We start from the raw sequence: 23,894 nt of genomic DNA on the forward strand, positions 1-23,894 counted from the left end.
TTCAGAACATTCGATTGGAATTGCGCCTCATCGGCAACTAGGTCGACGGCAGACAAGAACTCTATCGATGAGGAGAAGAAACCTTGGCTGCCATTCTATCCGAAGAAGTTATCAACGTTCGGCACTGGACCGACCGCTTGTTTAGCTTCGTTGTCACTCGCCATCCGTCGTTCCGCTTTGAAGCCGGACAGTTCGCCATGATCGGGCTCGAACTCGACGGCAAACCATTGATGCGCGCCTACAGCATGACCAGTGCACCGTTTGACGATCATCTCGAGTTTTTCAGTATCAAGGTCCCGGACGGCCCTCTCACATCGCGTCTGCAGCATCTGGATGTCGACGACACGCTTCTCCTGGGAGCCAAGGCGACTGGCACCTTGATGGCAGATAATCTGTTGCCGGGTCGTAACCTTTTCCTGCTGGGCACCGGAACCGGCTTCGCTCCGTTCGCCAGCATCATACGGACGCCGGAAACCTACGCCCGATTCGAGCGCGTTATCGTCGTGCACTGTTGCCGGCAAGTCGCAGAACTCGGTTACAGTACCTGCGTTGTGGATGAGGTGCGGAATGGAGAGCTCACCGGGGAATTCGCAGCGAAACATCTGCTGTATTACCCGACTGCTACCCGGGAGCCTTTTCGCAACCAGGGACGGATTACCACCCTTCTGTCAGACGGTGCACTGACCTGCGATCTCGGGCTCGCGCAGCTCGACCCTGCATGCGACCGCGTCATGCTCTGTGGCAGCCCCGCGATGCTGAGCGACCTTGAGGCATTACTCAGCGATTGGGGATTTACCGGCAGCACGTCCAATACGCCTGGGACATACGCGGTCGAACGGGCGTTCGTAGAGCATTGAGAAAGAGAAGGCACCGACCATGGGTCTCGAAGTTAGAAACAATCGACGCCAACCTGGACGGTCCAGCGTCGTGACGGCGAACCGCCTCCGTGACGGCCAGGTCGTGTGGCTCGCGCCAGGAGGACACTGGGTGGAAGACATCGCCGCCGCTGAAGTATTCGACAACGGCATCATCGACGAGGTGATTGTCCGCGCTCGCATGTTCGAGGAGAAGCGGGTCGTGCTCGACGTCTATGGTGTCGAGCTTGACCCCGCATACCCCTGCACGGTCCCGGTCACCGAGCGCGAGCGGATTCGCGCGGCTGGTCCAAGCGTGCGACCAGACCTCGGCCAGCAGGCGAGGGGAGCAACCGTTCATGCAAGCTGACGCAATCTTGCCGGTCGGTACCTATGGTTATCAGCAGGTCGACCTGGACTTCCTGAACGACCGTGCCGCGCAATTCCGCGACCAGGTCGAGCGACGCCTATCCGGTGATCTGTCGGAGGATGAATTCAAGCCGCTACGTCTGATGAACGGTCTCTACTTACAGCTCCACGCCTACATGCTGCGCGTGGCAATTCCCTATGGCGTGTTGAGCGCCGCTCAACTGCGCCGGCTTGCCAGGATTGCGCGCATCTACGATCGTGGCTATGGGCATTTCACGACCCGGCAGAACATCCAGTTCAACTGGATCAAGCTGGAAGAGGCTCCGGACATCCTCGCCGAACTGGCCGAGGTGGGGATGCACGCTATCCAGACCAGCGGCAACTGTATTCGGAACATCACGAGCGACGAATTCGCCGGTGCGGCTGCCGACGAACTGCTGGATCCGCGCGTCCATGCGGAAATCCTGCGGCAATGGTCGACACTCCACCCGGAGTTTTCGTTCCTGCCGCGCAAGTTCAAGTTCGCCATCAGCGGCAGCCCGCATGATCGTGTTGCGGCGCGATTCCACGACATTGGCCTTATCGCAAAGCCCGGTGCCGACGGCGCCGTGGGCTTCGAGGTATTCGCCGGAGGCGGGCTCGGGCGGACACCGGCGATCGGGATGAAATTGCGTGATTGGCTGCCGGAACACGAGCTGCTGGCTTACATGGAAGCGATCCTGCGCGTCTATAATGCGTATGGCAGACGAGACAATCTCTATAAGGCGCGGATCAAGATTCTTGCTCAGGCGCTTGGCCGAGACGCCTTCGCAGAGAAGGTCGAGGCTGAGTTCGAGGCCATTCCGAAAGAGCGTTACAGGCTAGGCCCGGAGATCGTCGAGGCGATCCGTGCGCGCTTTGGCAAGCCACATCTCGATGCGCCTGAGGAGGTTCCGGCAGAGCTGAGCAAGCACCGTCGGCGCGATCCCGCCTTCGACCTCTGGGTTCAGACGAACAGCCATCCCCATCGCGCGGCCGGCTACATTTCCGTCGTGATATCGCTCAAGCCCAACGGCGGCATCCCCGGCGACGCCAGCGCCATGCAGATGGACGCGATCGCCGACCTCGCCGAACGGTTCTCCAGCGGAGAAATCCGGGTCACGCATCTCCAGAACCTGGTCCTCGGCCATGTGCGTCAAGACGAGCTGTACACGCTATGGCAGGCACTGGGACCGCTTGGCTTGGCTACTCCGAACCGCGGTCTGATCACCGATATCGTCTGCTGCCCCGGGCTTGACTACTGCGTACTGGCGAATGCGCGTTCGATCCCAATCGCGCAGCGCATCAGCGAGCGCTTTGCCGATGTCGAGCTACAGCAGCAAATTGGTTCCCTTCGGATCAACATCTCCGGCTGCATCAACGCCTGCGGCCACCACCATAATGCTGACATCGGGATTCTCGGCGTAGACAAGAAGGGCGAGGAGTTCTTTCAGCTGACGTTCGGTGGTCGCGGAGAGGAGGACGCCGCGATCGGTCAAATTCTCGGCACCGCTCTGCCTGAAAGCGAAGCCGTTAACGTTATCTCGAGGGTGATCGACACGTATCTCGCGCGACGTGTCCCAAATGAACGCTTCCGCGACACCTATCAGCGGCTCGGCGCAACGTTCTTCAAGGAGGCTGCCTTTGCCGCTGCTTGAATGTGGTCGGATCGTAAGTGATCCCTGGCAGGAAGTCGCGGACGACGCGGCGCTGCCTTCGGGCCCCAGCATTTTGAGCCTGTCTCGCTTGCAGCAAGACCAGGCCGTTCGAACGGCACCGCATCTGCGTCTCGGCGTCGCCCTGCCGGTCGACCAACCGGCAGAGGTTCTGGCGCCCTATCTCGACCGACTGTCTCTCGTTGCTGTCAATTTCCCGACGTTTCGGGACGGGCGCGGCCTTACTCAGGCCCGTAGCCTTCGCGAGCGGCTCGCGTTTCGTCACGAGATCAGAGCGACGGGCAACATCCTGCCGGACCAGTACGCGTTTCTCCTGCGCTGTGGGATCACTACTGTCGAGATGCAGGACGGCGCAGACCCTGCGGCATGGCAGAAAGCGGCTGACCGCTTCTCCTTCGCCTATCAGCCATCCGCACTCGAAGAGCCGGTCCTCTCAGGCCTTCGCCGAACGATGCTAGTCGGCGTGCCGCGGAATACCGACCCGCAGTTCATCGGGGACTGAGGCCATCAAGAGACGCTTATTCGACCTCTGGGCCGAGCGCTGGCGACGGCACGAGGCCACGGACGACATGATCCTCATGCGTTATGCTGATGACATTGTCGTCGGCTCCGAACACGAGCAAAGCCAAATTCCTTTTTAGTCTGGGAGAGGTGCGGTTCTCAACCATGGTTAGGGACGAGATGATCGTGACATGGCCGGAGCACGGCGACGTTGTCGATTGCCGTCCATTCCGTTGACGCGAAAGTTACCTCATGGGGACAGCATCGTCCCAATATTATCTCATCAAGACTCAAGGTACATCAAGCGAGGTGCAGCTGCCTCGCGCAAGGGCGTCTGATAACGGCGACGACAATGCGAAAGACAGTTCTGCCCGGAAAGGGGCAAAACACATGACGCTGGAGCAGCTAAGGGTATTCGTCGCCGTTGCTGAACGTCAGCACGTCACGCGCGCCGCGGTAGCGCTCAATGTGGCCCAATCCGCCGTCAGCGCCGCGATCGCGGCGCTGGAAGCGCGACATGATGTGGAATTGTTCTGCCGTGTCGGCCGTGGCGTCCACCTGACCGAGGCCGGCGCGCTATTCCTCGTCGAAGCCCGCGCCCTCCTGGCCCGCGCCGAGGCGGCGGGACTGGTCCTATCGGAGCTGGGTGACTTGAAGCGCGGGACACTCGCGGTGCAGGCCAGCCACACGATTGCCAATTACTGGCTGCCGCGCCACCTGGTTGCGTTCCGCCACAAATATCCCGGCATCGACATCCGCCTGACGATCGGTAACACGGCGCAGGTCGCCGCCGCGGTGCGTGAGGGCGCTGCAGATCTCGGTTTCATCGAGGGGATGATCGAAGATCCGATGCTGACGACGGAGCAAGTCGCACGCGACCAGACGGTGATTGTCGTCGGCACTGCGCACGCTTGGTCAACGATCGACCGACTTGAGCCGGAAAGGCTGATCGAAACCGACTGGGTCCTGCGCGAGCCGGGATCCGGCACTCGATCGACATTCGAAGCAGCGCTGCAAGGCTTTGGCGTGTCTCCCGGCGCATTGCGGCTTGCGCTGGAACTGCCGTCTAACGAAGCGCTGCGCGCGGCTGTCGAGGCAGGGTTGGGCGCAACTGTGATCTCGGCGTCTATAGCGGCACCCAGCCTGGAAGCGGGACTGCTGCATCGGGTGCGTTTCAATCTGCCGGAACGCTATTTCCAAGTGGTGCGGCACGTGGCGCGCTGCCGCAGCAAGGCGGCGGAAGCGCTGCTGTCGATGGTCACCGCACCCTTTGCCCGATCACGAGCACCGTAGCTGCCCGTGCATCACTGTCTGGAACTTGTTCGCCATCCAACTCGGCGCGCTTGGGTCCGGCTTGGAGGGTACGTAGATGAAACGGCGCGAGCCGCCGCGCCAATAAATGAAGCCCTGGATGAAGCGGGTAGAAAGCAACGCAATGGCGGCAATGCGCCAGTTACGTTGCGCCTCGGTCATCGTGAGCGCTTTAGGCCGAGAAGTCTCCAGTTCGTGGCGAAATGGTACGCCATGACGATTCCGAAGAGCACGCCCCTTGCGAAGTTACGGCGTAGCGCTTGGCGTGGGTGCGCTAATCTTCCGCGTAGTGATGAATGCTGCACACCTTCCAAGATGACGCATTCTTCTAAGCGGTCCGCTCTCGCGGCCGGACTGAACGAGACCAGACCTTCCCTGGCGCCGTTCCTAAACAATCAATCTCTCTCCGAGAAATTCCCGTCGGAACATTCGATTGGAAGCGCGCCTCATCGGCAATTAGGTCAACCGCAGACCGGAACTCAATCGACGAGGAGCAAAACCTTGGCTGCCACTCTATCCGAAGAAGTTGTCGACGTTCGGCACCGGACCGACCGTTTGTTTAGCTTCGTTGTCACTCGCCATCCATCGTTCAGCTTCGAAGCCGGACAGTTCGCCATGATCGGGCTCGAGCTCGACGGCAAACCGTTGATTGGCTTCGCGCGCGTACATTGGGCATAGGAGCGGCGCGTCCGTGCCCCCGATGGCCGGCGACGCGCGTGCCTGCTAATCGTCTGACGCCGAAATGGACACCTCAATCAAAGAAAAGCCCATGGCTTTCGACGATGCCCGCTGACTCAACGCGAATTTACTATCTTAAAAGTCAATTTAATGGCCCCTCCGGTGCACCGTTGCGATTTCTGGTTAGCGCTCTCATGCAGCTTGATGGTCTCCAGTTTTGACGACGGAGCAGTCAATATCGGCGTCGACAAATAGGTTTGAGCCTCGGGACATACTGGAAAGGCCGATTTCCAGCGGCCGCGGGAGACCTGCCTGATGTCATTCGTCGCCTTTATGTTGAAGCGACCTTATACGGTTATTTCGAGTTTAATCCTGATCGTGCTGCTCGGCGTCGGCGCCGTGTCGCGTATGCCCATCGACATCTTTCCTGAAATCGACGTGCCGGTCGTGGCGGTGGTTTGGACCTACAACGGCATGGGGGCGCAGGATATCCAGAACCGGATTCTGACGCTTCACGAACGTGAACTTGCGTCAGTAGTTGATGACATCGAACGGATCGAGGCAACAAGCTACTACGGTGTCGGTGTTGAAAAAATCTTCCTGCATCAGGGCGCCGATGTCACGAGGGCTATTGCCCAACTCTCCAGCAGCGCACTCGTTGTTCTGAAATACATGCCGCCTAACATCACGCCGCCGCTCGTGCTGCGTTATGGAGCGACCGATGTACCGATCATCCAGCTCAGCCTTTCGAGCCCGTCGCTGCCCGACTCGACGCTTAACGACCTCGGGCAGAACATCATCCGTCCTGATCTTGCGGTCGTGCAGGGAGCCGAAGTTCCCTATCCTTACGGCGGCAAGCCCCGAGTCATCATGGCCGACCTCGATCAGAATGCGCTGAACGCGCGCGGCCTGACAGCGAGCGACGTCGCCAAAGCCCTCCAGCACCAAAACATCATTTTGCCCTCCGGCGACGTTAAAATTGGCAGCAAGGACTATTCGCTGTCGATGAACAACAGCCCCGATGTCATCGCCACGATCAATCAATTTCCGATCAAGCAGATCGATGGCCGCACGGTGTTCGTTCAGGATGTCGCGCATGTTCACGACGGCTATCAGGTACAGACCAATTCCGTTGCGGTCGACGGAACACCCGGCGCCCTGATGTCCGTTCGCACAACCGGGGGCGCCTCGACCCTGACCGTCATTGACGGCATCCGGAACAACCTTCCCGATATAAGGCGGCTGCTGCCTGAAGGCGTAACTATCAAGCCGCTTTTCGACCAGTCCGTTTTTGTCAAAGCGGCGCTGAACAGCGTCGTGATGGGAGGCCTGATGGCGGCTGGCCTCACCGCGCTGATGATCCTGCTCTTCCTCGGTAACTGGCGCCTGACGCTGATCATCCTCGCAACGATTCCAATGGCGATCATAACCGCCATGCTGGTGATGTATCTGGGAGGCGAGACGCTTAACACGATGACGCTTGGCGGTTTCGCCCTGGCCGTCGGCATTCTCGTAGATAACGGGACCGTTGTGATCGAGAACATCGAGCGACATGTCGGCCAGAAGGAGCCGCTGGTGCATGCGATCGTCAACGGCGCAGGTGAGGTCAGCATCCCGACGGTCCTGTCGACGATGTGTATTTGCATCGTCTTTGTCCCGATCTTTCTGCTGCAGGGAGTAGCCAAGTATCTGTTTTCCCCGCTGTCGTTGTCGGTATGCGTTTCACTGATCGCCAGCCTGCTGCTGTCGTTCACACTCGTCCCGCTGCTGTTTCGCATTTTGATGCGGTCCACGGTCGAACAACATGAAAAGCACGACGCCGACCCGCAGGCTTCGCCCGCCAGACGTGCTTTCAATCCTTTCAGAGCGATTCACAACGGCTTCGAAACCGGTTTCTCCCGTTTCCGGGAGGTTTATCGGAATGCACTCGCGTTCAGCGTCACGCGTTCGGCGGTCACCGTGCTGTTTTTTGGCATCGTGATGGTCTGTTCCCTGGCGCTGTTTCCTTTGCTCGGACAGGACTTCTTCCCGCAAGTCGATGCCGGGCAGATGCGGTTGCACGTGCGCGCGCCGCCGGCAACCCGGATCGAGGAAACACAACGCCAATTCGCCGAGGTCGAGCACGCAATCCGCAAGATCGTCGGCAACGATCAGATCGACACGATGCTCAATAATATCGGGCTGCCCTACAGCGGCATCAATATCGCATTAAGCGATTCGGCAACCGTCGGGCCCATGGACGGAGAGATCCTGGTGTCCTTGAAAAAGAAGCACACGCCGACCGCCGCGCATGTCGCCGACCTGCGGCGCGAACTGCCAAAGCAATTTCCCGAGATGCAATTCTTCTTCCAGGCAGCAGACATCGTCGACCAGGTATTGAACTTCGGTCAGCCTGCGCCCATCGATATCAGGATTTCCGGCCCCGACGGTGACTTCAGCTTCAGTCTGGCGACCAAGATCGCCGCGGATTTGAAACAGGTGCCGGGAATTGTGGACTCGCACGTGTTCCAGGTTCCCGACGCGCCCGCGCTCACCGTTGCGGTTGATCGCGGAATTGCACAGCAGTTCGGACTGGACCAGGGACAGATTGCCAGCAATGTCCTGGTGACAACCAACTCGAGTGCTCAGACCACGCCGAATTTCTGGATCAGTCCCAAGAACTCCGTTAGCTATCCGCTGGTCATTCAGGCGCCGACCTACCGCCTGGATTCGACTGACGCCCTCAACACTTTGCCTGTGCTGGCAAGGAGCGGCAGCGAGCGCGGCCAGATACTCATGAATGTTGCGAGGCTTGGGCGCGAGAAGGTCCCCCTGGTGACATCGCAGCTCAATATCCGCCCGGTCTTCGACGTCAACGCCGACGCTCAGGGAATCGATCTCGCAACGGCCGCCGCAGCCATCGACAAGGTTTTGGCGGCGAATACGCCACCTGCAGCAAAGGCGACCCATGTGACGCTTGCGGGCCAGGTGGAAACCATGCGCAACAGCTTCAACGGGTTGTTTTCCGGTATGGCAGTGGCCGTGGTCCTGGTCTACTTGATCCTCGTCATCAATTTTCAGAGCTGGGTCGATCCGGTGATCGTCCTGTCCGCGGTGCCCTTTGCTATCGGCGGCGTGATGTGGATGCTGTTCCTGACAAGCACCCATGTCAGCGTTCCTGCCCTGATGGGCACCCTGATGTGCATCGGCCTCACGACCGCCAACAGCATTCTCGTTGTCAGCTTCGCCAATCAACGTATGACGGCTGGCGACACCCCGCTTATTGCCGCGATTGCGGCTGGCTATACGCGATTGCGGCCGGTCCTGATGACGGCGGGCGCCATGATCCTGGGCATGATCCCGATGGGTCTTGGCGTCGGAGAGGGAGGCGAGCAGAATGCACCGCTCGCAAGGGCCGTCATCGGCGGTTTGCTATTTGCAACTTTCGCAACATTGATCCTGGTGCCGACCGTCTATCGGCTGCTGCGACGCCCTGTACGGACAGAAGCGTCAAGCGATCGGTTTGCAACCGAGCAAGCTCCATCCATTCGATAGAGATTTTCGAGCCGAGGTATCTATGCTGGTCACCCCGATCCCGCCGAATGACGAACAGCCATCGCAAGAACCGCTCGAATATAAGCGCGGCACAGGGTTGCGAATGAGCATTCTCGCTCTTGTGTTTGCGGGCGTGTTGGTCGTCGGATTTTTCTTCGTCAACTCTGAGCGGCGCTACAAGACCAGCGAATTAGCCGCAGCGACAAAGGCGGAGATGTCGGGGCCTCTGCCGGTCGACGTCGTCTCCGCCAAGTCATCGCCCCTGACCCAGCGCCTCGTTCTGCCGGGCGAGACGGCCGCCTGGTATGACAGCAAGATCTATGCCCGAGTGAACGGCTACGTTGAAAAGTGGTTTGTCGACATTGGCGACCATGTCAGCAACGGACAGACGCTCGCCTTGATAGAAACGCCTGAACTCGACGCCCAGCTTGAGGCCGCCCGCGCCAAGCTAGGTGCCGCGCAAGCCGAGGTAAACGTCAAGCAGGCCAACGCCGATTTCGCCAAAAGCACGTACGAGCGTTGGCGCAATTCGCCACAAGGTGTTGTATCGGAACAGGAACGCCAATCGAAAAAGGCAGCCTCTGTCGCAGCAGATTCCGAGTTGGTCGCATCCAAGGCTGAGGTCGCTCTTGATAAGGCAGAGGTCGATCGACTAACGTCATTGACGGAATTCAAGGAGGTAAAGGCCCCGTTCGACGGCACGATTGTGGAACGCGATATCGACATCGGAGATCTCGTGAATGCCGGCAGCGGATCGGGAATGTCGGCTCTCTATCGCGTTGCCCGTACCGAACCGATGCGCGTGTTCGTCAATGTCCCGCAAAGTGCAGCAGACGATCTTCTCACTGGTGATGCGCGGGCGAGTATTACTGTCGGAGGCGACGCGGGCCAGCATTACGACGGTAAGGTGGCTCGCACCTCCCGGGCCATCAATCGGCAGTCCAGGACTCTACGAGCGGAAATCGATCTCCCTAATTCCGACTCCCGCCTGGTACCGGGGCTGTATGTAGAAGTCAGCTTTGCCCTTAAGAATCCCATCGGCGTCCAGGTTCCGGCGGCCGCATTGCTGTTCCGCCCGAAACCCCAGGTTGCGATCATTGACGAAAAAAATGTGGTAGAGTTTCGCGACGTCAAGATCGGCGCAGACGACGGGGATGTCGTGCAGATCGAATCCGGTCTCAAGGAAGGCGACAAGGTCGCGCTTAATCTGAGCAGCCAAATCGCTTCCGGGATGAAGGTTGATGCGCATGAACTCGGCGTTCGGCTTTCGGAAAAGTAATGGATACGGCCTTCGCTATTTGCGAGTCGGGGAACGTGGTGGGGTGAAAACGGCGTAGGGAAATCAAACAGGATTTGTCAAAACCTTCGACAATGGCGGGGGGATCGTATGAGTTCACTCCTTTCGGAGCGAGTATTTAGAAGCTGGATTGCTTGCTGGGGAGCCGCAGGCCTGTCGGCTTGCTCGGTCGGCCCTGATTTCAAGCCTCCTGAAACCGAGCTTCCGGGAAGGTACATCGCCGCCATCGCAACGGCCCCCACTGCCAAGCCGGTGACAAGCGTCGATCTCACGCAATGGTGGCGTTCTTTCCGGGATCCTCAACTTGTTTCGCTGGTCGAGCGGTCAATCGCGGCCAATCCGGATATCGCAATCGCGCTTGCGCGCCTGCAACAGGCACGCGCTACGCAACTCGTCGCGACTGGCGCGGCTCTTCCGAACGCCGAGTTGTCAGCGGGCGCTGCTTATGGAACCGGCACGGACAATACTCGCGGACGCGTCTCGGACCCGTTGCATAGTGCTGGCAACACTACCGGCTATAATCACGTGGACGAAGCCGGAGGGCTGGATACAGCGTGGGAGCTCGATATCTTTGGCAAGCTGCGTCGTGAGATCGAAGCCTCAAATTTGGACGCGCTGGCTGCCGCGAAGGCCCGCGATGCGGTTCTCGTATCGGTCATCGCTAACGTTGCTCGCGCTTATGTCGAGCTGCGGGGTTTTCAGGCGCAGATCGGTGTAACCCGCAGGAACATCGAATCCGCCCGGCGGCGTCTTGAGTTTGTCCAGAGCCGTTTCAGTCAGGGACTCACAAACGAACTCGATGTCACGCTGGCGCAACGCCAGCTCGCCACATTCGAGGCCGGCCTCGGACCGCTCACGGGCCAGCTCCAGTCAAGCCAGTACGTCATCGCCGTCTTGCTCGGACAGTATCCGGAGACGTTGTCCAAAGAATTGAGAATGGATGGACCCGTTCCGCGTTTTCCGGCCAAAATTCCGATTGGTCTGCCGGTCAGCCTGTTGCAGCGACGCGCGGACATCCAGCAGGCGGAATTCGAAATTGGGGCGGCGACTGCACGCATGGGATCTGCAGTTGCCGATCTTTTTCCGCGCGTGGCTGTGACAAGCGCTGTGGGCGGCCAAGGCGGGGCGCGTGCAGCGACCGGAATACCAATTACGTTCATCGGCGGGATTGGTCCTGCGCTCTACTGGCCGGTCCTGGACTTCGGGACTCTTGATGCGCGTATCGAGGTGGCTGACTATCGGGCTCGCGAAGCGCTGCTTCGATACAAGGCGAATGTGCTCGGTGCCGTGCAGGAGGTAGACCAGGCGATTGCGGGTTACAACGCCGAACAGAACCGCTTGAACAGCCTTTCCCGCGCCCGGAGCGCTGCCGTTGACGCAGTCAAGCTCTCGTCCGAACGCTATGAGAGAGGGCTGACGGACTTCCTCAACGTCCTCGATGCCGAGCGACAGCAGTTTGAACTCGAAGCGCAATACGTCATCGCCCGCCGGATGGCAGCCGTTCAACTGGTCGCCCTCTACAAGGCAATCGGTGGCGGCTGGGAACACTACCAGGCAGTTCCGCCGATCCGGAACCCAGAGCCTGCGATCGCCGCCGCGGCACGGGAATCCAACGCACTGCGTCCGATCTCGACAGATCTGGGTTTATCGCAGGTCCAACCCTGATGCGCTGATCGAAGCCTTTTCGAAACTGGAATCTGGTGAAGCCTGCGCGTTCGCTTCTTACAGGAGTTCGTCGATTTATTCTGAACGGCGCGCCAGTTTTTGTCAAAACCGCAACGTCTTGGCTGCCTCATCAGGCTCTCTGCTGCCGGCGCAACCAGCAAGTTCGCAGAAATGACCGCGAATGCAGACTAGCAGTGAACGTCCGGTTCTGGCGCAAAGCGGACATTCGCGACACATGGATGTCGGCTAGTGCCATTCGCGGCAGTTTTACGATGTCCTAGTCACTTCCGCTTTTCCCCTGATAGCCGACGTTAGTCAAAACGGTCGGCGAAAGGTGCCAACAACGGAAGTCACGGCTTCCCGGATTTTTTATTTTGCGAGCCTCATATCGGAACCGGGGCGCTCAGCTCGTTCTCATCTTTGAGGCTGCTGCAGCTCTCGGGCGCTTCGCGAGACTCGGATCATCCCGTATGGCCACGCGCTTCACCTTCTTCACGTCCGATCCCGCGTGTTTGGAGCCGCGGTTGTGCGCGGCATATTCCTGGCCGTCGACCGGTGCGACATGCGGCGGGTCCCTGCCGAGATATGGGCGCCCGATTCCGAACTCCTTCCCATGCGCATCAACCCACTTCCAGAGCTTTTCGGAGGAAGCCCATCGCTGGTCGCGAGTTCCGCCCTGGACACTCACGATATCGGCCGCAAGCCCATGCCCATAGCCACCGCGGGAGCTCCCGCCATGATACGACCTGTTGCTCGCCGCCTTGAGGCCGCTTGCGATCAACTGGCGGTAGTCATCACGGAACGCGCTGGTAATGCCGGGCGAAAGGCCCGCCGCCTCCGCCGCGTGAAGCGTATGAAACAGTTTTAGCTTGAAGCTCCGATCCATGCCTCCGATCACGTAGTCCATCATCGACATGCCGGCTCGTTCCGCCGCCTTCGGATCCTTCCACCCAAAATCTTCATCGACGAGCTTGGTGAAGGTTCTGGCGACAGTCACCATCTTGCCCTTCCGCTTGACGGTGACGTTCCTCCGTTCAAGCTCCTTGATGGTGTCCTCCTTGGGCGTCCGTTGATAAAGCGCCCACAGATATCGATCGACGCAGATGTCCACGACCAGGCACTCGTCGACGATTTCGATGGAGCTCACGGCTTCGATGGAGCTCACGGCCTTGCCGGCGTCGCCAGGTTCGAGATCCGACGGATTCGCCATTGCGACTTGCACAGGCGCTGGTTCGGCTGGCGGCACATCCGGCGAATTGGTCGAGGCCGTTTCGACAACCGGCTCCGGCTTGTTCAGAGCGATTGATGCGTCGGCGACTGCTCCCGCAAGCGATAGCTCGGCCATCGCTACATCGGTTTGACCGAGATCGTCATTAAGCATCGAGCTTGGCTGCGGTGCACCGGCGAGCTCCAGTTCGGTGGAGAGAGAAGGAGCGCTGATGTCCTTGCGTGGCGCCTCGCCGGTGTTCTGGATTCCTGCAGGCCCGAAGGCAGCAAGCAAGCCGACAACCCCGGTCGCGAGAATGACCGATCGCAACAATGGCGCCGGCACTGTCGAAAGTCGCCGCGGGTTCATCATCCCAGCCTCCAAAGGCTGCATCGGAACCGGATTGCACAGCCAAGCATGCGGACGCCGCTGATTGTTCGGACAAGGTAATGGCCGCGCAATGGCGCAAACGGGCAGGTCGTGTGCTTTTCCCGGAAGTGTTGCATGTGTGCAACGGCAGGCGGCAAGCCTGCGAACGCCCGCTCGATGGGCTACGATCACCATAAAGGGTGAGCACACAGGCCCGAAACATGGGAACGAGACTTTCAACCTGGCATGTTCGAGGTCCGCTATTGATCGCATACCGGACTCAACTCGGACATAACGCCATGTCCGTTCCAATTTCAGCCGCGAGCCACCCTTCCTCCTACGCAGGCTGTCGTATATGAGAGATTTGCCGCCGGAACGTGCCGATAACCCCAGGAGCGAATTGGCGTGGATGGTGGCGGCCGTTAGTTATTCCAAAATCGCGATCTGATACTTGATCCACGCAAGCGCGGAGAGGCATTTCGACCGGGGATAGCATGGTGAATCGATTTACGACGGCGCAATCCACCGTGGCGATGCGGCGCTGGGGGCCTCTCGCCATTGTGACGCTCGCGGCGATGGCCGCACTGACGGCGCTGACCGCCGACGCCGCGGCGAGACAGGCGCGCCCCGCGCCCCCCACCGAGGCAACGGCGCCGCGCGATGCAGGCGAGCCGATCATGGCGATCGTGTCGATCAAGACCCAGCAGGTCACTTTCTACGACGCCGACGGCTGGATCCTGCGCGCGCCGGTGTCGACCGGCACCACGGGACGCGAGACGCCAGCCGGCGTCTTCGCCGTCCTCGAGAAGGACGAGGACCACCACTCGAGCCTCTATGACGATGCCTGGATGCCGAACATGCAGCGCCTCACCTGGAACGGCATCGCGCTGCACGGCGGGCCGCTGCCCGGGTATGCGGCCTCGCACGGCTGCGTGCGGATGCCCTACGACTTTGCGGAGAAGCTGTTCGACAAGACGCGGATCGGGATGCGGGTGATCATCGCGCCGAACGACGCGGCCCCGGTCGAGTTTTCCCACACGGCGCTATTCGTGCCGAGCCCGGAGGCCGTCGCGGCGGCTCCGGCGCGTGCCGAGACGCTCGCCCGGGAGGCCGCGGAGGCCGCCAAGACGGCCGACGAGGCGAAGAAAGCCGCCGCGACAGCGGCGCGTGAGACAGCATCGCTCACGGCGTCGCTGCGCAAGCTGGAATGGCTCAAGACCCGCGCCGACGCCGAGCTCGCGCTCGCCGACAAGGCGCTCGCCGCCGCAAAGACGGACCAAGCCAAGGCGCGGGCCGAGGATCTGAAGCAGAAGGCCGCTCCCAAGGCTGCGGAAGCGGGGACGCAGCTCGACACCGCCAGGGCCGACGCGAAGTCGAAGCTCGACGCCGCCGCCGCCGCAAAGGACGCCGCCAAGGCGGCCGCGACCAGGAAGGCCGACACCGCCAAGGCGGCGAGCGAGGCGAAGCTCGCGCTCGAGCCGGTCTCGGTCTACATCAGCCGCGCGACGCAGAAGCTTTACGTACGGCGCAACACGCATAAGCCGTGGCCGGACGGGGGCGAGGTGTTCGATACGACCATTGAGGTTCCGGTCACGATCCGCAATCCCGACAAGCCGATCGGCACGCATGTGTTCACGGCGATGGCGCGCAACGATGCGGGCCTGCGCTGGACCGCGGTCACGATCGACAACGGGGACGACGCCAAGGACGCGCTCGACCGCATCACCATCCCGCAGGATGTGCTCGATCGCATCGCGCCGACCGCAGTGCCGCGATCCTCGATCGTCGTCTCGGACGAGCCGCTGAGCCGCGAGACCAACTATCGCACGGAGTTCGTCGCGGTGCTGAACAACCAGCCCCAGGGCGGCTTCGTGACGCGCCGGCCTACGGCCGATGTCCTCGTTGCGAGCGGCAACTCCTGGGGCGACGGCGGCTTTGGCTTCTTTTTCCAGCGCAATCCGGACCCGCAAACCGGCAATACGCGCCGGCGCGGCGGCCAGTACTCTTATCCGGTGCAACGGGGCTGGTGGTAAGACGCGGCACGCCGCGCATAGGCCGCATGTCCGCTCCGTGTCAATCGCGCCAATTCGACCGCTGGGCGGCGACTTCCGATCTTCCCCCGGGAACGGACATCGTCCCGGCCGGGCGGCATGTCTCAAACCTGCCAAAAATCGAACTTGCGGGAATGGCGACCTTTGGCGCAAAGCTGACGTTCGCGAAACCTCGACGTGTGTTACGTGCCCAATAGGCAACATCAGCGAAAAAAAGCGACGCTACCTCCGTGACTTCATCGCTTCCCTTGCGAGTATCGCAGCATCGCAGCCGAGAGCGCCCAGAGCTGCGGTGAGGCCGGCAACCACCTGATCACATTGAGGTCTCCGTGCCCCTCAAGTGCATCGAAGTTCAACACCAAGATGACGGCACGCGATTTCGGCGCAGGAACCAAGGATTGAGAGGACGTGCATACGTGCCTCATGCGTTGACGGCGATGGGCTCAGCAGGCGGACCCTTACGTTCTCCGACATAAGCGTTGCGGGCTCGTTCAGCCCTGCCGCTCGCCCGTTACACGCCAGATCACATCGCCAACATCGTCCGCCACCAGAACGGAGCCGTCGGGCCCGAGTGTTACCCCGACTGGTCGTCCATAGGACTCCCGCTCATCCGGTGCGAGAAACCCCGTCAGAATATCCCGCGGCGGCCCGGCCGGGCGCCCGTTCGCGAACGGCACGAAAACGACCTTGTAGCCACTCAACGTGCTGCGGTTCCAGGAGCCGTGCTGCCCGATGGCCATGCCGTCCGGAAAGCCTGGAAGCGTGCCGGCCGGCAGCCAGCATAGACCCAGCGACGCGGTGTGCCCGCCCAGCGCGTAGTCCGGCGTGATGGCCCTTGCTACCGCGGTCGGATCCTGCGGTACCCGATCGTCCACCGTCTGTCCCCAGTAGCAATAGGGCCAGCCGTAGAAACCCCCATCGCGGACCGAGGTGAGATAGTCGGGAGGTGTCTCGTCGCCCAGGCCATCGCGCTCGTTGACCACGGTCCAAAGCACGCCGGTCTGTGGCTCCCATGCGAGGCCCACGGCATTGCGCAGGCCGCTGGCAAAGATGCGGCTGGTGCCGCGCGCAAGATCGAGCTCATAGATGGCGGCCCGGCCTTCCTCGACTTCCATGCCGCTCTCGGCGATATTGGTGAGCGAGCCAACCCCGGCATAGAGCCTCTCACCGTCGGGGCTCGGCAGCAGGCTCCGCGTCCAATGCCCGGCAGGCTTGAACTCGATGAGTTTCCGCCCCGGCGCAGCGATGCGGTCCGCGCCCGCCGCATACGGGAAGGCCACCACGCTGTCGGTGTTGCCGACATAGAAGGTGTCGCCCAGCAGCGCCATGCCGAACGGCTGGTTCAGCCCCTCCATAAAAGTTTCGCGCCTTTCGGCGATGCCGTCGCTATCGGTGTCGCGCAGCAACGTGATGCGGTTCGCACTGACGCCAAGGGCGTCGGCACGTCTCATCGTGGCCTGCATCGCGTAGCCGAACACGCTCCGGACCGGTCCTTGGACCTGCGTCGACTCGGCAACGAGGACGTCGCCATTGGGCAGCACGTGGATCCAGCGCGGATGTTCCAGGCCGGTCGCAAACGCATTGACCTTGAGCCCCGGCGCTGCCACCGGCTTCTGCCCGTCGGTCCACCCCCTCGCCGTCGGCATCTTGAGCGTCGGTATAGTGCCCTGCGGCTTCGCCACTGGAACCACCGGAGCGCGGCCCCAGGCCGGCTCGGGCGCTGCGCCCTGCAACCGGCGCCACAGCAGCGCGGCGGCGCCGATCAGCGCGACTATTCGTGCAACAATGCCGGACAAGTTCATGTCATTCCCCTGTTGATCGCGCGCACACTATCCGACACGAGGGCGCGTTAAAACCGTCGACGTGCGAGCTCACCGGCACCTGGAGCGCATTCCCATAGCGCCGGCAACGCAGAGGACGGGCCCCCGGGACGGCCACTCTGTCGTTGGTTTGAGGAAGAGTCTTGAGAGAGCGAGGGTTTAAGCGGCCATGGGCGACGTAGTAGTTTGGCCTCCCCGATTCATCTTCGACTTTCGCCGGCACACTTCAGGATCCAGACGCATCCTGTCTGCTGGCATTCCGGTATCGGCGCGGGCTTGTTTGAAAAGCATTGCGAAAGGCGCGGCTGAGACTACTCGATTCCGAAAAGCCCCAGCGGAATGCGATCGACGTAATGCTTTGGTGAGCGAGACTGGCATCGGCGAGGTCGCGTCGGCAGCCCGCGAGACGCCGCTCACGAACATATTCACCGACCGTACCGCCCGAACTTTGCCGAAAGACCTGTTGGAGATGGCCACTGGAGAGCCCGACAGCCTCGGCGATCTTTTCAATAGATAAAAACGGATCCCCCAGCGACTCCGATATATAGGCGCATGCACGCGCGAAGTAGAACGCCGATGCGTTGTGGCCGCGGCGTCCGATATTGCCTTCGAAAAAGCTCCGCGTGGCCAATGCAAGGTGATCGAGCGCGCGATTCGCGGCGGCGGGCAAAAGCATAGGTTCGATGGCGGAGACGAAGCGTTCGAGAAGAACGATATTTTGACGGGCAATTGCGGTCAGCGCATCGTCGCCAGAGAGAGCCATCCCCGCCAGGTCGCGGTTCTTTGGAACGATGTCATGAAATAGCGGAGTCGGCATTCTTAAAATGCTCTGCTTGAAGGTCTGCGGAAAAATCACTTCGTATGGCCGGGCCGTATCGAGAAAGCCAATATCCCCGGTTTCAAGCGTTGTCTGTTGCTCAGCCTGGCGTATCGTGCATGTCCCTTTGCCCTGTACCATGAGAAGCCACGTCGGCTCGGGCTGGATGCTTATCAACGCGCGGGTGCGATTGACCCGCTGCGGATCAGCTTCGACGTGAACAAGATCGAAGCTCGGCATATGCGCAAGAGGGATTGATTGGGCATGGATGGCACCCGCATAGGGGTGTTCCTCAGTCAGCGCGTTCGCTTCAACACCCGCTATCGTATGACAAACAACTTCACGCCAAAAGTCGAGGCGCTGGGCCGCAGGAACGCTCGCTGTGGTCAGCAAGCCAGCGACTTTCGCAGAGTCGGGCGGCGGGGCGTCCTTGCCTTGCCGTATCGTGCCGGGCAGCGAAGTCACGGGGGACCTCGGTGAAATTCGATTGCTACAAGCCAAAATATCTAACCATGAGGCGCCCAGACTGTCGACGAAAAATCTGAGTTTAAGTCAAATCCGGGCCGCAACCTGTCAAGACATCTCTCCCGATCCAATCCAGCCTATTGTTTGAGCAAGCTTCGATCCCGTCATTTGTTGGCTGGCGACATCGCCAACCGTCACAAGGGCCGGCCGTCACAAGGAGAGCGTTGAATGTCCGCATCGTTCGAGATGATCAACGGAATACCAAATTACAACCTCTACATCGCCGGTCAGTGGACGCGCTCCTTGCGCAACGAAACCACGGAAAGCACAAATCCTGCGACAGGGGAGCTTTTTGCACGCGTGCAGCAGGCCGGCGTGGCCGAAACGGAAAAGGCCATCACCGCCGCCCACAAATCATACAAGGCCTGGTTCGAGACGCCGGTATCCGCGAGGGAGGCCGTATTCTTAAGGGCTGCCGATGTGCTCGCGGCAAAGGCCAAGGATATCACCGAAGTCCTTGTCGCCGAATCCGGATCGGTCTTCGGCAAAGCAGGTTTTGAAGTCGGCTATTGCTTTGACCTGTTGCGAACGGCAGCCGCCGAAATGCGCAGGTCGCCGGGCGAGACCATGCCGCTGACGGCGCCGGGGCAATTTGGCTTCACCATTCGCCAGCCCCTCGGCGTGATCGCAGGCATCGCGCCGTTTAATGCCCCCTTTCTTCTCGCCATGAAGAAAGTCGTTTTGGCGTTGGCTGCGGGCAACGGGTTTGTTCTGAAGCCTTCAGAACTTACGCCTGTCACCGGACTAAAGATTGCGGAAGTGTTCGACGAGGCCGGCCTGCCGCACGGTTTGCTCAGCGTTATTCCGGGACCGGCGGCCGAGATCGGAGCGGCGATCTTCGCAGATCCCCGCGTGCGAATGATCACTTTCACCGGTTCGACGCACACCGGTCGCATGCTTGCGGTGGAAGCTGCAAAAACCCTGAAGCGCTTTACGCTTGAGATGGGTGGTAAAAGTCCATTGATCGTCCTGGGTGATGCGGACGTGGATTATGCTGTGAAAGCCGCGGCGTTCGGAATCTTCTTTCATCAAGGCCAGGTGTGCATGGCGAACTCGCGCATTCTTGTCGAAGAACCGATATTCGATGCTTTTTGCGAGCGCTTCGCCGCCGTCGCTCAAAGCCTCAAGGTGGGCGATCCCCGTGAGCCCGACACGGTCATCGGTCCGCTGATCCGGGGTACCCAGTGTGCCGTGATCGATGGCCATGTCGAAGACGCCGTTAGCAAGGGCGCAAAATTGATGTGCGGGGCCACCCACAAGGATCAGTATTATTGGCCGACCGTTCTCAGCGGTGTCACTTCCGACATGCGCATCTTTCACGAAGAAAGCTTCGGCCCGGTTACGTCGATCATCAAGGTCCGCGACCACGAAGAGGCGCTCGAGATTGCCAATGCCACCGACTACGGGCTCTCATCGGGTGTGATAACCAACAACATGCAGAAGGCTCTCGACCTGGCGTTCGGGCTCGAGTCCGGAATGGTTCACCTCAATGATTGTACGGTTTCCGACGAGCCGCATGTACCGTTTGGTGGTGTCAAGAACAGCGGATACGGCCGCGAAGGCGGTCGCTTCTCGATGGAGGAAATGACCGAGCTCAAATGGATCACGGTGCAACGGGGGCAGCGCGCCTTTCCGATCTAACGGCACAGCTTTTTTTCGAGGCGACCTGTCTCGTGTATCAATGCACGGCAGGTCGTGCTTTCGTTACGGAGTCTCGATGCACGGTCGGGCTGCGCCAGGGCGATGACCACCAGAACTTCTGCTTTCTGCCGGCCAAGACTGCGAACTTGGCGAGATGTTTCGCCAGAGAAATACAGACAGTCGCCTTTCTCCATCGCGATCTCTTCGCCAACGAGCTTTGATCGCGATCCGAAGCAAATTTATTGATGAGTCTCCTATCACTATTTGTTGGAAGAAATCGAAGGCCTCTTACTCGCAGAGCTTCGAAAGATTCTCGAAGGCAGGGAAGCCGACCGCGCTGCTGTTGAGCGGGCAAGGTGCATTATGAACGCTATTGACACCGCCAAGCAGGAACAAACAAGAGAAGATGCCAGGACGGCGGCAATTGAATGATGACACCGTTGGCGCGTGAAAATCTCTCGCGCGTTGCTCCAATTCAGGTAGGCAGCACTTCTCGAAACCGCCAGTTTTCATTCTGACAAACCCGGCTGTTCATTCTGACAGACGTTTACCTTTTGGCCGCCTGTTTGATGCGCTTTATCTGCGCATCTTGTTTGCCGTCGTCGTGGTTGTTGCAGGTGGTTCGCCGTCGCCGCTGTCGATGACCTATCGTCCCTTCATCAACTGCGTGGCGATCAGGCCTGACGTGCTGCATTGATGTCGGTCCTGGCGAAGTCCTCTCCCTTGAACAGCAGTGGCTCGCCGCGGGTCCGCGCCAGTGCATAGGAAAAGCAATCTCCGTAGTTCAGCGCTGCAGCGTGACGTCCTTTGCCGTACCGGCGCCAGACCCGGCGCGCCGCATCGGCCTGTTCGACATCGACCGGGACGACTTCGGCCCCGACCTTGAGCAGCCAAAAATCAAATTCCCGTCCGCCCGCGTCGCCGAGCCGCGTCTCGATCACGATCGTGGCTTCGAGCACGGTTGCCGCGGAAATCAACCGGACCGGATCATCGGCGATCCGTTCTTCGAAGTCTGCCGCATCAGGTTCGTTGAGCGCGATCGCCACGATTGCGGATGTGTCGATCACCATCAGCGCGGCAATCCATTTTCGTCATAACCGAGGATGTCCTCCGGCGTACGGTCGTCCAGGACCGGCAACGCGCTCCAGCGCCTGCGGATTTCGGCCAGATCCTCCAGCAGGGTGACCTTGCGGGAATGGCCGCCTACCCGGCGCAGCCGCTCCTCGATGGCACGTTTGGTCGCCGTCGTAATGTTCTCCCCCGTGAGCTGCGCGAGGGTTCGGGCGAGGCGCTCAGTTTCAGGGTCTTTAATGCTCAGGGCCATAAGTTTTGGGTTCCTTAGTACCTAAATAGGTACCTTCTACCTAGTTTCCGCACAAGGGTTCTTCGTGAATATCTAATAGAACAAATAAAGAACATACGCCTCGGTTATCTCTAAGGACATGCCGCGATAATCGCTGCATCCCCCTCACATCCGAAACGACGCCAGCAGCGCCTTTTCCGCCTGGCTGGCATAGCGCTCCTTGTGGCGCAGCGCGTAAAACGCGCGCTTCGGCAGGTCGATCTTGACGCGATGGAGCGTGCCGGCGGCGAGCGACGGCGCCACCACCAGATCGGAGATCGCGGTGGCGCAATCGCCGGATTCCACGGCAACGCGCACCGCTTCGTTCGATGGCAGTTCGAGGCGGATATCGAGGTCCGACAATTTGATGTCGAATTTCTTCAGCGCGGCCTCGAACATCGATCGTGTGCCCGAGCCCGGCTCGCGCAGGATCCAGCAGGTTTTTGTCAGTAGTTTTGGCGTGATGCGTGCCTGGCCGGTCCAGGGATGGTTGACGCCGACCACGATGGCGAGCGAATCGCCTTCGATTTTGCGGACGGCGAGTGCGGGATTGTCGACTTCGCCCTCGACGAAGCCGAGATCCGCATCCCCTCGATGGACGGCATGGGCGACCTGTTCGGTGTTGGCGATGCTCACGCGCAGGTCGATGCCGGGATGGGTTTTGCGAAAGGCCGCGATGCGGGGCGGCAGCCAGTAATTTGCAACCGTCTGGCTTGCCGCCAGCGCCAGCGAGCCGCGCTTGAGGCCGGCGAGATCATTCAACACCTGCGCCGCGGCCTTGGCGCGCGCCACCACCGCGCGGGCCTCATTGAGGAAATCACGGCCGGTCTGGGTCAGCGCGATGCCGCGGCCGACGCGGTCGAACAGCTTTATGCCGTAACGTGCCTCTAACGCGGCGATCGCAGCGCTCGTTGCCGATTGGGTCAAATGCAGTTCGCTGGCCGCTTGCGTGACGTGCTGTTTTTCCGCGACCGCGATGAAAATGCGAAGCTGCTCCAAGGTCATCTGACTACCCCATCCATTTGATCAGCGTGAGGCTGAAGGTGGCGATGAAGAGGAAGGCGAAGGCGCCGAGCAGAGCGGGGCGAATGCCCTTCGCCGCCAGCTTGCCGATGCTCGTCTCCAACCCCATCGCGGCGAGTGCAACAGACAACAGGAATGTCGTCGCGGCAACGACCCATGCCTTGGCTTCGAGGGGGATCGTCACAATACTGTTGACCCCGACCAGCGCCACGAAGCCGAGCACGAACCATGGCACCGGCGGCCGCGCCGACGGTGCGCCGGCGGATTTGCCGCCCTTTACGCCGCGCGCGGCCAGCACCCCGATCGCAATCACCATCGGCGCCAGCAGCATGACGCGCGACAATTTGGCGATCGTTCCAAACTCGCCGGCCTGTTGTCCATCCTGGAACGCCACGGCAACCACCTGCGCAATTTCGTGGATCGAGGCGCCGGACCATAGCCCGAACGCATGCGGGTCGAGGTGCAACAGGCCGGGCAGCAGCGGGTAGGAAAACATCGCTACCGATCCGAACACAGTGACACAGGCGACCGCATAGGCGACGTCTTCGTCGTCGGCATCCGTGACGGTGTTGGTGGCGATGACAGCGGAAGCGCCGCAGATTGAGGTGCCGGCCGCGATCAATTGCGTGAGTTTTGCTTCGACCCCCAGCAGTTTGCCCATCCAGATCGTAAGGACGAAGGTGGCAAGCACGGTCGTGACGATAATGCCGAGACCGCGGCCGCCGATCTCGACGACCTGGTGCGAGGTCAGTTGCAGCCCGAGCAGGATGATGGCGAGACGAAGCAGCCGGCGGAGACTGAAGCTGACGCCGGCTTTCGCCCAGGCCGCGGTGCCGACGATATTGTGATAGGCGATCCCGATCATGATCGAAAGAATCATCGGGCTGAACGTCGCCATGCCCGGCAGCAGCCTCAGCGCGAACGCCGCGCCCGCGATCGTTGAATTCAAGGCTAGGCCCGGCAGGATTTCGAGGGCGTGGCTTGTGAACCGGCGCCGGGCGGGGAGGGGGGCGCGGGCGCCGGCCTGTTCGTTCAGCGGCCCGGTCAATTCAGTGCTGGTCATGAGTTGGACTCCGTCTGCTTCCAACCCGAATATCGGAACGCCCGATTAATCTATCCAACAGATAATTTTCATTAAATCAATAGACGTGGTCGATTGATAGGCCGGCGACCCGCTCGGACAATCAGTGGGCCTT

Annotated in this window: 20 protein-coding genes; 10 read left to right on the plus strand and 10 right to left on the minus strand. The window is 60.6% G+C overall.

Annotation, left to right across the window (positions count from 1 at the left end; all coding sequences use genetic code 11):
• Nucleotides 1-83 precede the first annotated feature (83 nt).
• The 5 genes from B5526_RS32695 to B5526_RS32715 all read left to right on the plus strand — a co-directional run bounded on the left by B5526_RS32695 (nt 84) and on the right by B5526_RS32715 (nt 4,711).
• Nucleotides 84-857, plus strand: coding sequence for a ferredoxin--NADP reductase (locus B5526_RS32695; protein WP_079543820.1), 774 nt, complete (start codon nt 84-86; stop codon nt 855-857).
• A gap of 19 nt (nt 858-876) precedes the next feature.
• Complete coding sequence (locus B5526_RS32700; protein ID WP_079543821.1) at nt 877-1,224, plus strand: DUF2849 domain-containing protein; 348 nt, start codon at nt 877-879, stop codon at nt 1,222-1,224.
• Nucleotides 1,214-2,899, plus strand: a complete 1,686-nt coding sequence (locus B5526_RS32705) for a nitrite/sulfite reductase (RefSeq protein ID WP_079543822.1) — start codon at nt 1,214-1,216, stop codon at nt 2,897-2,899. Before B5526_RS32700 ends, B5526_RS32705 begins: the two co-directional genes overlap by 11 nt.
• Nucleotides 2,886-3,419 (plus strand): DUF934 domain-containing protein, encoded by a 534-nt coding sequence (locus tag B5526_RS32710; RefSeq protein ID WP_079543823.1) that lies wholly within the window; start codon nt 2,886-2,888, stop codon nt 3,417-3,419. Before B5526_RS32705 ends, B5526_RS32710 begins: the two co-directional genes overlap by 14 nt.
• 389 nt (nt 3,420-3,808) lie before the next feature.
• Nucleotides 3,809-4,711 (plus strand): LysR family transcriptional regulator, encoded by a 903-nt coding sequence (locus B5526_RS32715; RefSeq protein ID WP_079543824.1) that lies wholly within the window; start codon nt 3,809-3,811, stop codon nt 4,709-4,711.
• On the opposite strand, the gene B5526_RS32720 is transcribed toward B5526_RS32715, so the two are convergent.
• Nucleotides 4,697-4,891 carry a hypothetical protein gene (locus B5526_RS32720; RefSeq protein WP_079543825.1) on the minus strand — a complete coding sequence of 65 codons (195 nt, stop codon included), beginning with the start codon at nt 4,889-4,891 and terminating at the stop codon, nt 4,697-4,699. The genes B5526_RS32715 and B5526_RS32720 overlap by 15 nt on opposite strands.
• A gap of 351 nt (nt 4,892-5,242) precedes the next feature.
• A complete protein-coding gene (locus B5526_RS39815; protein ID WP_154071568.1) occupies nt 5,243-5,398 on the minus strand; it encodes a hypothetical protein in 156 nt (51 codons plus the stop codon).
• A gap of 324 nt (nt 5,399-5,722) precedes the next feature.
• Between B5526_RS39815 and B5526_RS32725 the strand changes: the two genes are divergently transcribed.
• The 3 genes from B5526_RS32725 to B5526_RS32735 all read left to right on the plus strand — a co-directional run bounded on the left by B5526_RS32725 (nt 5,723) and on the right by B5526_RS32735 (nt 11,903).
• Complete coding sequence (locus B5526_RS32725) at nt 5,723-8,941, plus strand: efflux RND transporter permease subunit (protein WP_079543826.1); 3,219 nt, start codon at nt 5,723-5,725, stop codon at nt 8,939-8,941.
• Nucleotides 8,942-8,963: 22 nt separating this feature from the next.
• Nucleotides 8,964-10,220, plus strand: a complete 1,257-nt coding sequence (locus B5526_RS32730; protein ID WP_079543827.1) for an efflux RND transporter periplasmic adaptor subunit — start codon at nt 8,964-8,966, stop codon at nt 10,218-10,220.
• Between the two features lie 108 nt (nt 10,221-10,328).
• Nucleotides 10,329-11,903, plus strand: coding sequence for an efflux transporter outer membrane subunit (locus B5526_RS32735; protein ID WP_079543828.1), 1,575 nt, complete (start codon nt 10,329-10,331; stop codon nt 11,901-11,903).
• Nucleotides 11,904-12,306: 403 nt separating this feature from the next.
• On the opposite strand, the gene B5526_RS32740 is transcribed toward B5526_RS32735, so the two are convergent.
• Complete coding sequence (locus B5526_RS32740) at nt 12,307-13,482, minus strand: peptidase M15 (protein ID WP_079543829.1); 1,176 nt, start codon at nt 13,480-13,482, stop codon at nt 12,307-12,309.
• 491 nt (nt 13,483-13,973) lie between these two features.
• Between B5526_RS32740 and B5526_RS32745 the strand changes: the two genes are divergently transcribed.
• Nucleotides 13,974-15,512, plus strand: coding sequence for a L,D-transpeptidase (locus tag B5526_RS32745; RefSeq protein WP_079543830.1), 1,539 nt, complete (start codon nt 13,974-13,976; stop codon nt 15,510-15,512).
• Between the two features lie 509 nt (nt 15,513-16,021).
• On the opposite strand, the gene B5526_RS32750 is transcribed toward B5526_RS32745, so the two are convergent.
• A complete protein-coding gene (locus tag B5526_RS32750; RefSeq protein ID WP_079543831.1) occupies nt 16,022-17,332 on the minus strand; it encodes a PQQ-dependent sugar dehydrogenase in 1,311 nt (436 codons plus the stop codon).
• Nucleotides 17,333-17,576: 244 nt separating this feature from the next.
• Nucleotides 17,577-18,632: a helix-turn-helix domain-containing protein gene (locus B5526_RS32755; protein WP_154071569.1), complete on the minus strand. Its 1,056-nt coding sequence runs from the start codon at nt 18,630-18,632 to the stop codon at nt 17,577-17,579.
• A gap of 228 nt (nt 18,633-18,860) precedes the next feature.
• Between B5526_RS32755 and B5526_RS32760 the strand changes: the two genes are divergently transcribed.
• On the plus strand, nt 18,861-20,333 hold the full coding sequence (locus B5526_RS32760; RefSeq protein ID WP_079543833.1) for an aldehyde dehydrogenase family protein: 1,473 nt from the start codon (nt 18,861-18,863) through the stop codon (nt 20,331-20,333).
• Here B5526_RS32760 and B5526_RS39275 read toward each other — a convergent pair.
• The 5 genes from B5526_RS39275 to B5526_RS32780 form a co-directional block, all read right to left on the minus strand.
• A complete protein-coding gene (locus B5526_RS39275) occupies nt 20,330-20,527 on the minus strand; it encodes a hypothetical protein (RefSeq protein ID WP_244562118.1) in 198 nt (65 codons plus the stop codon). The genes B5526_RS32760 and B5526_RS39275 overlap by 4 nt on opposite strands.
• 480 nt (nt 20,528-21,007) lie before the next feature.
• A complete protein-coding gene (locus B5526_RS32765) occupies nt 21,008-21,403 on the minus strand; it encodes a type II toxin-antitoxin system VapC family toxin (protein ID WP_079543834.1) in 396 nt (131 codons plus the stop codon).
• Nucleotides 21,403-21,657, minus strand: a complete 255-nt coding sequence (locus B5526_RS32770) for a type II toxin-antitoxin system VapB family antitoxin (RefSeq protein WP_079543835.1) — start codon at nt 21,655-21,657, stop codon at nt 21,403-21,405. Before B5526_RS32770 ends, B5526_RS32765 begins: the two co-directional genes overlap by 1 nt.
• Nucleotides 21,658-21,801: 144 nt before the next feature.
• Nucleotides 21,802-22,680: a LysR family transcriptional regulator gene (locus B5526_RS32775; protein WP_079543836.1), complete on the minus strand. Its 879-nt coding sequence runs from the start codon at nt 22,678-22,680 to the stop codon at nt 21,802-21,804.
• Nucleotides 22,681-22,684: 4 nt separating this feature from the next.
• Nucleotides 22,685-23,761 carry a YeiH family protein gene (locus B5526_RS32780; protein ID WP_079543837.1) on the minus strand — a complete coding sequence of 359 codons (1,077 nt, stop codon included), beginning with the start codon at nt 23,759-23,761 and terminating at the stop codon, nt 22,685-22,687.
• Between the last annotated feature and the right edge of the window lie 133 nt (nt 23,762-23,894).

Origin of the sequence: Bradyrhizobium lablabi (genome assembly GCF_900141755.1) — a bacterium.
Lineage (GTDB): Bacteria > Pseudomonadota > Alphaproteobacteria > Rhizobiales > Xanthobacteraceae > Bradyrhizobium > Bradyrhizobium lablabi_A.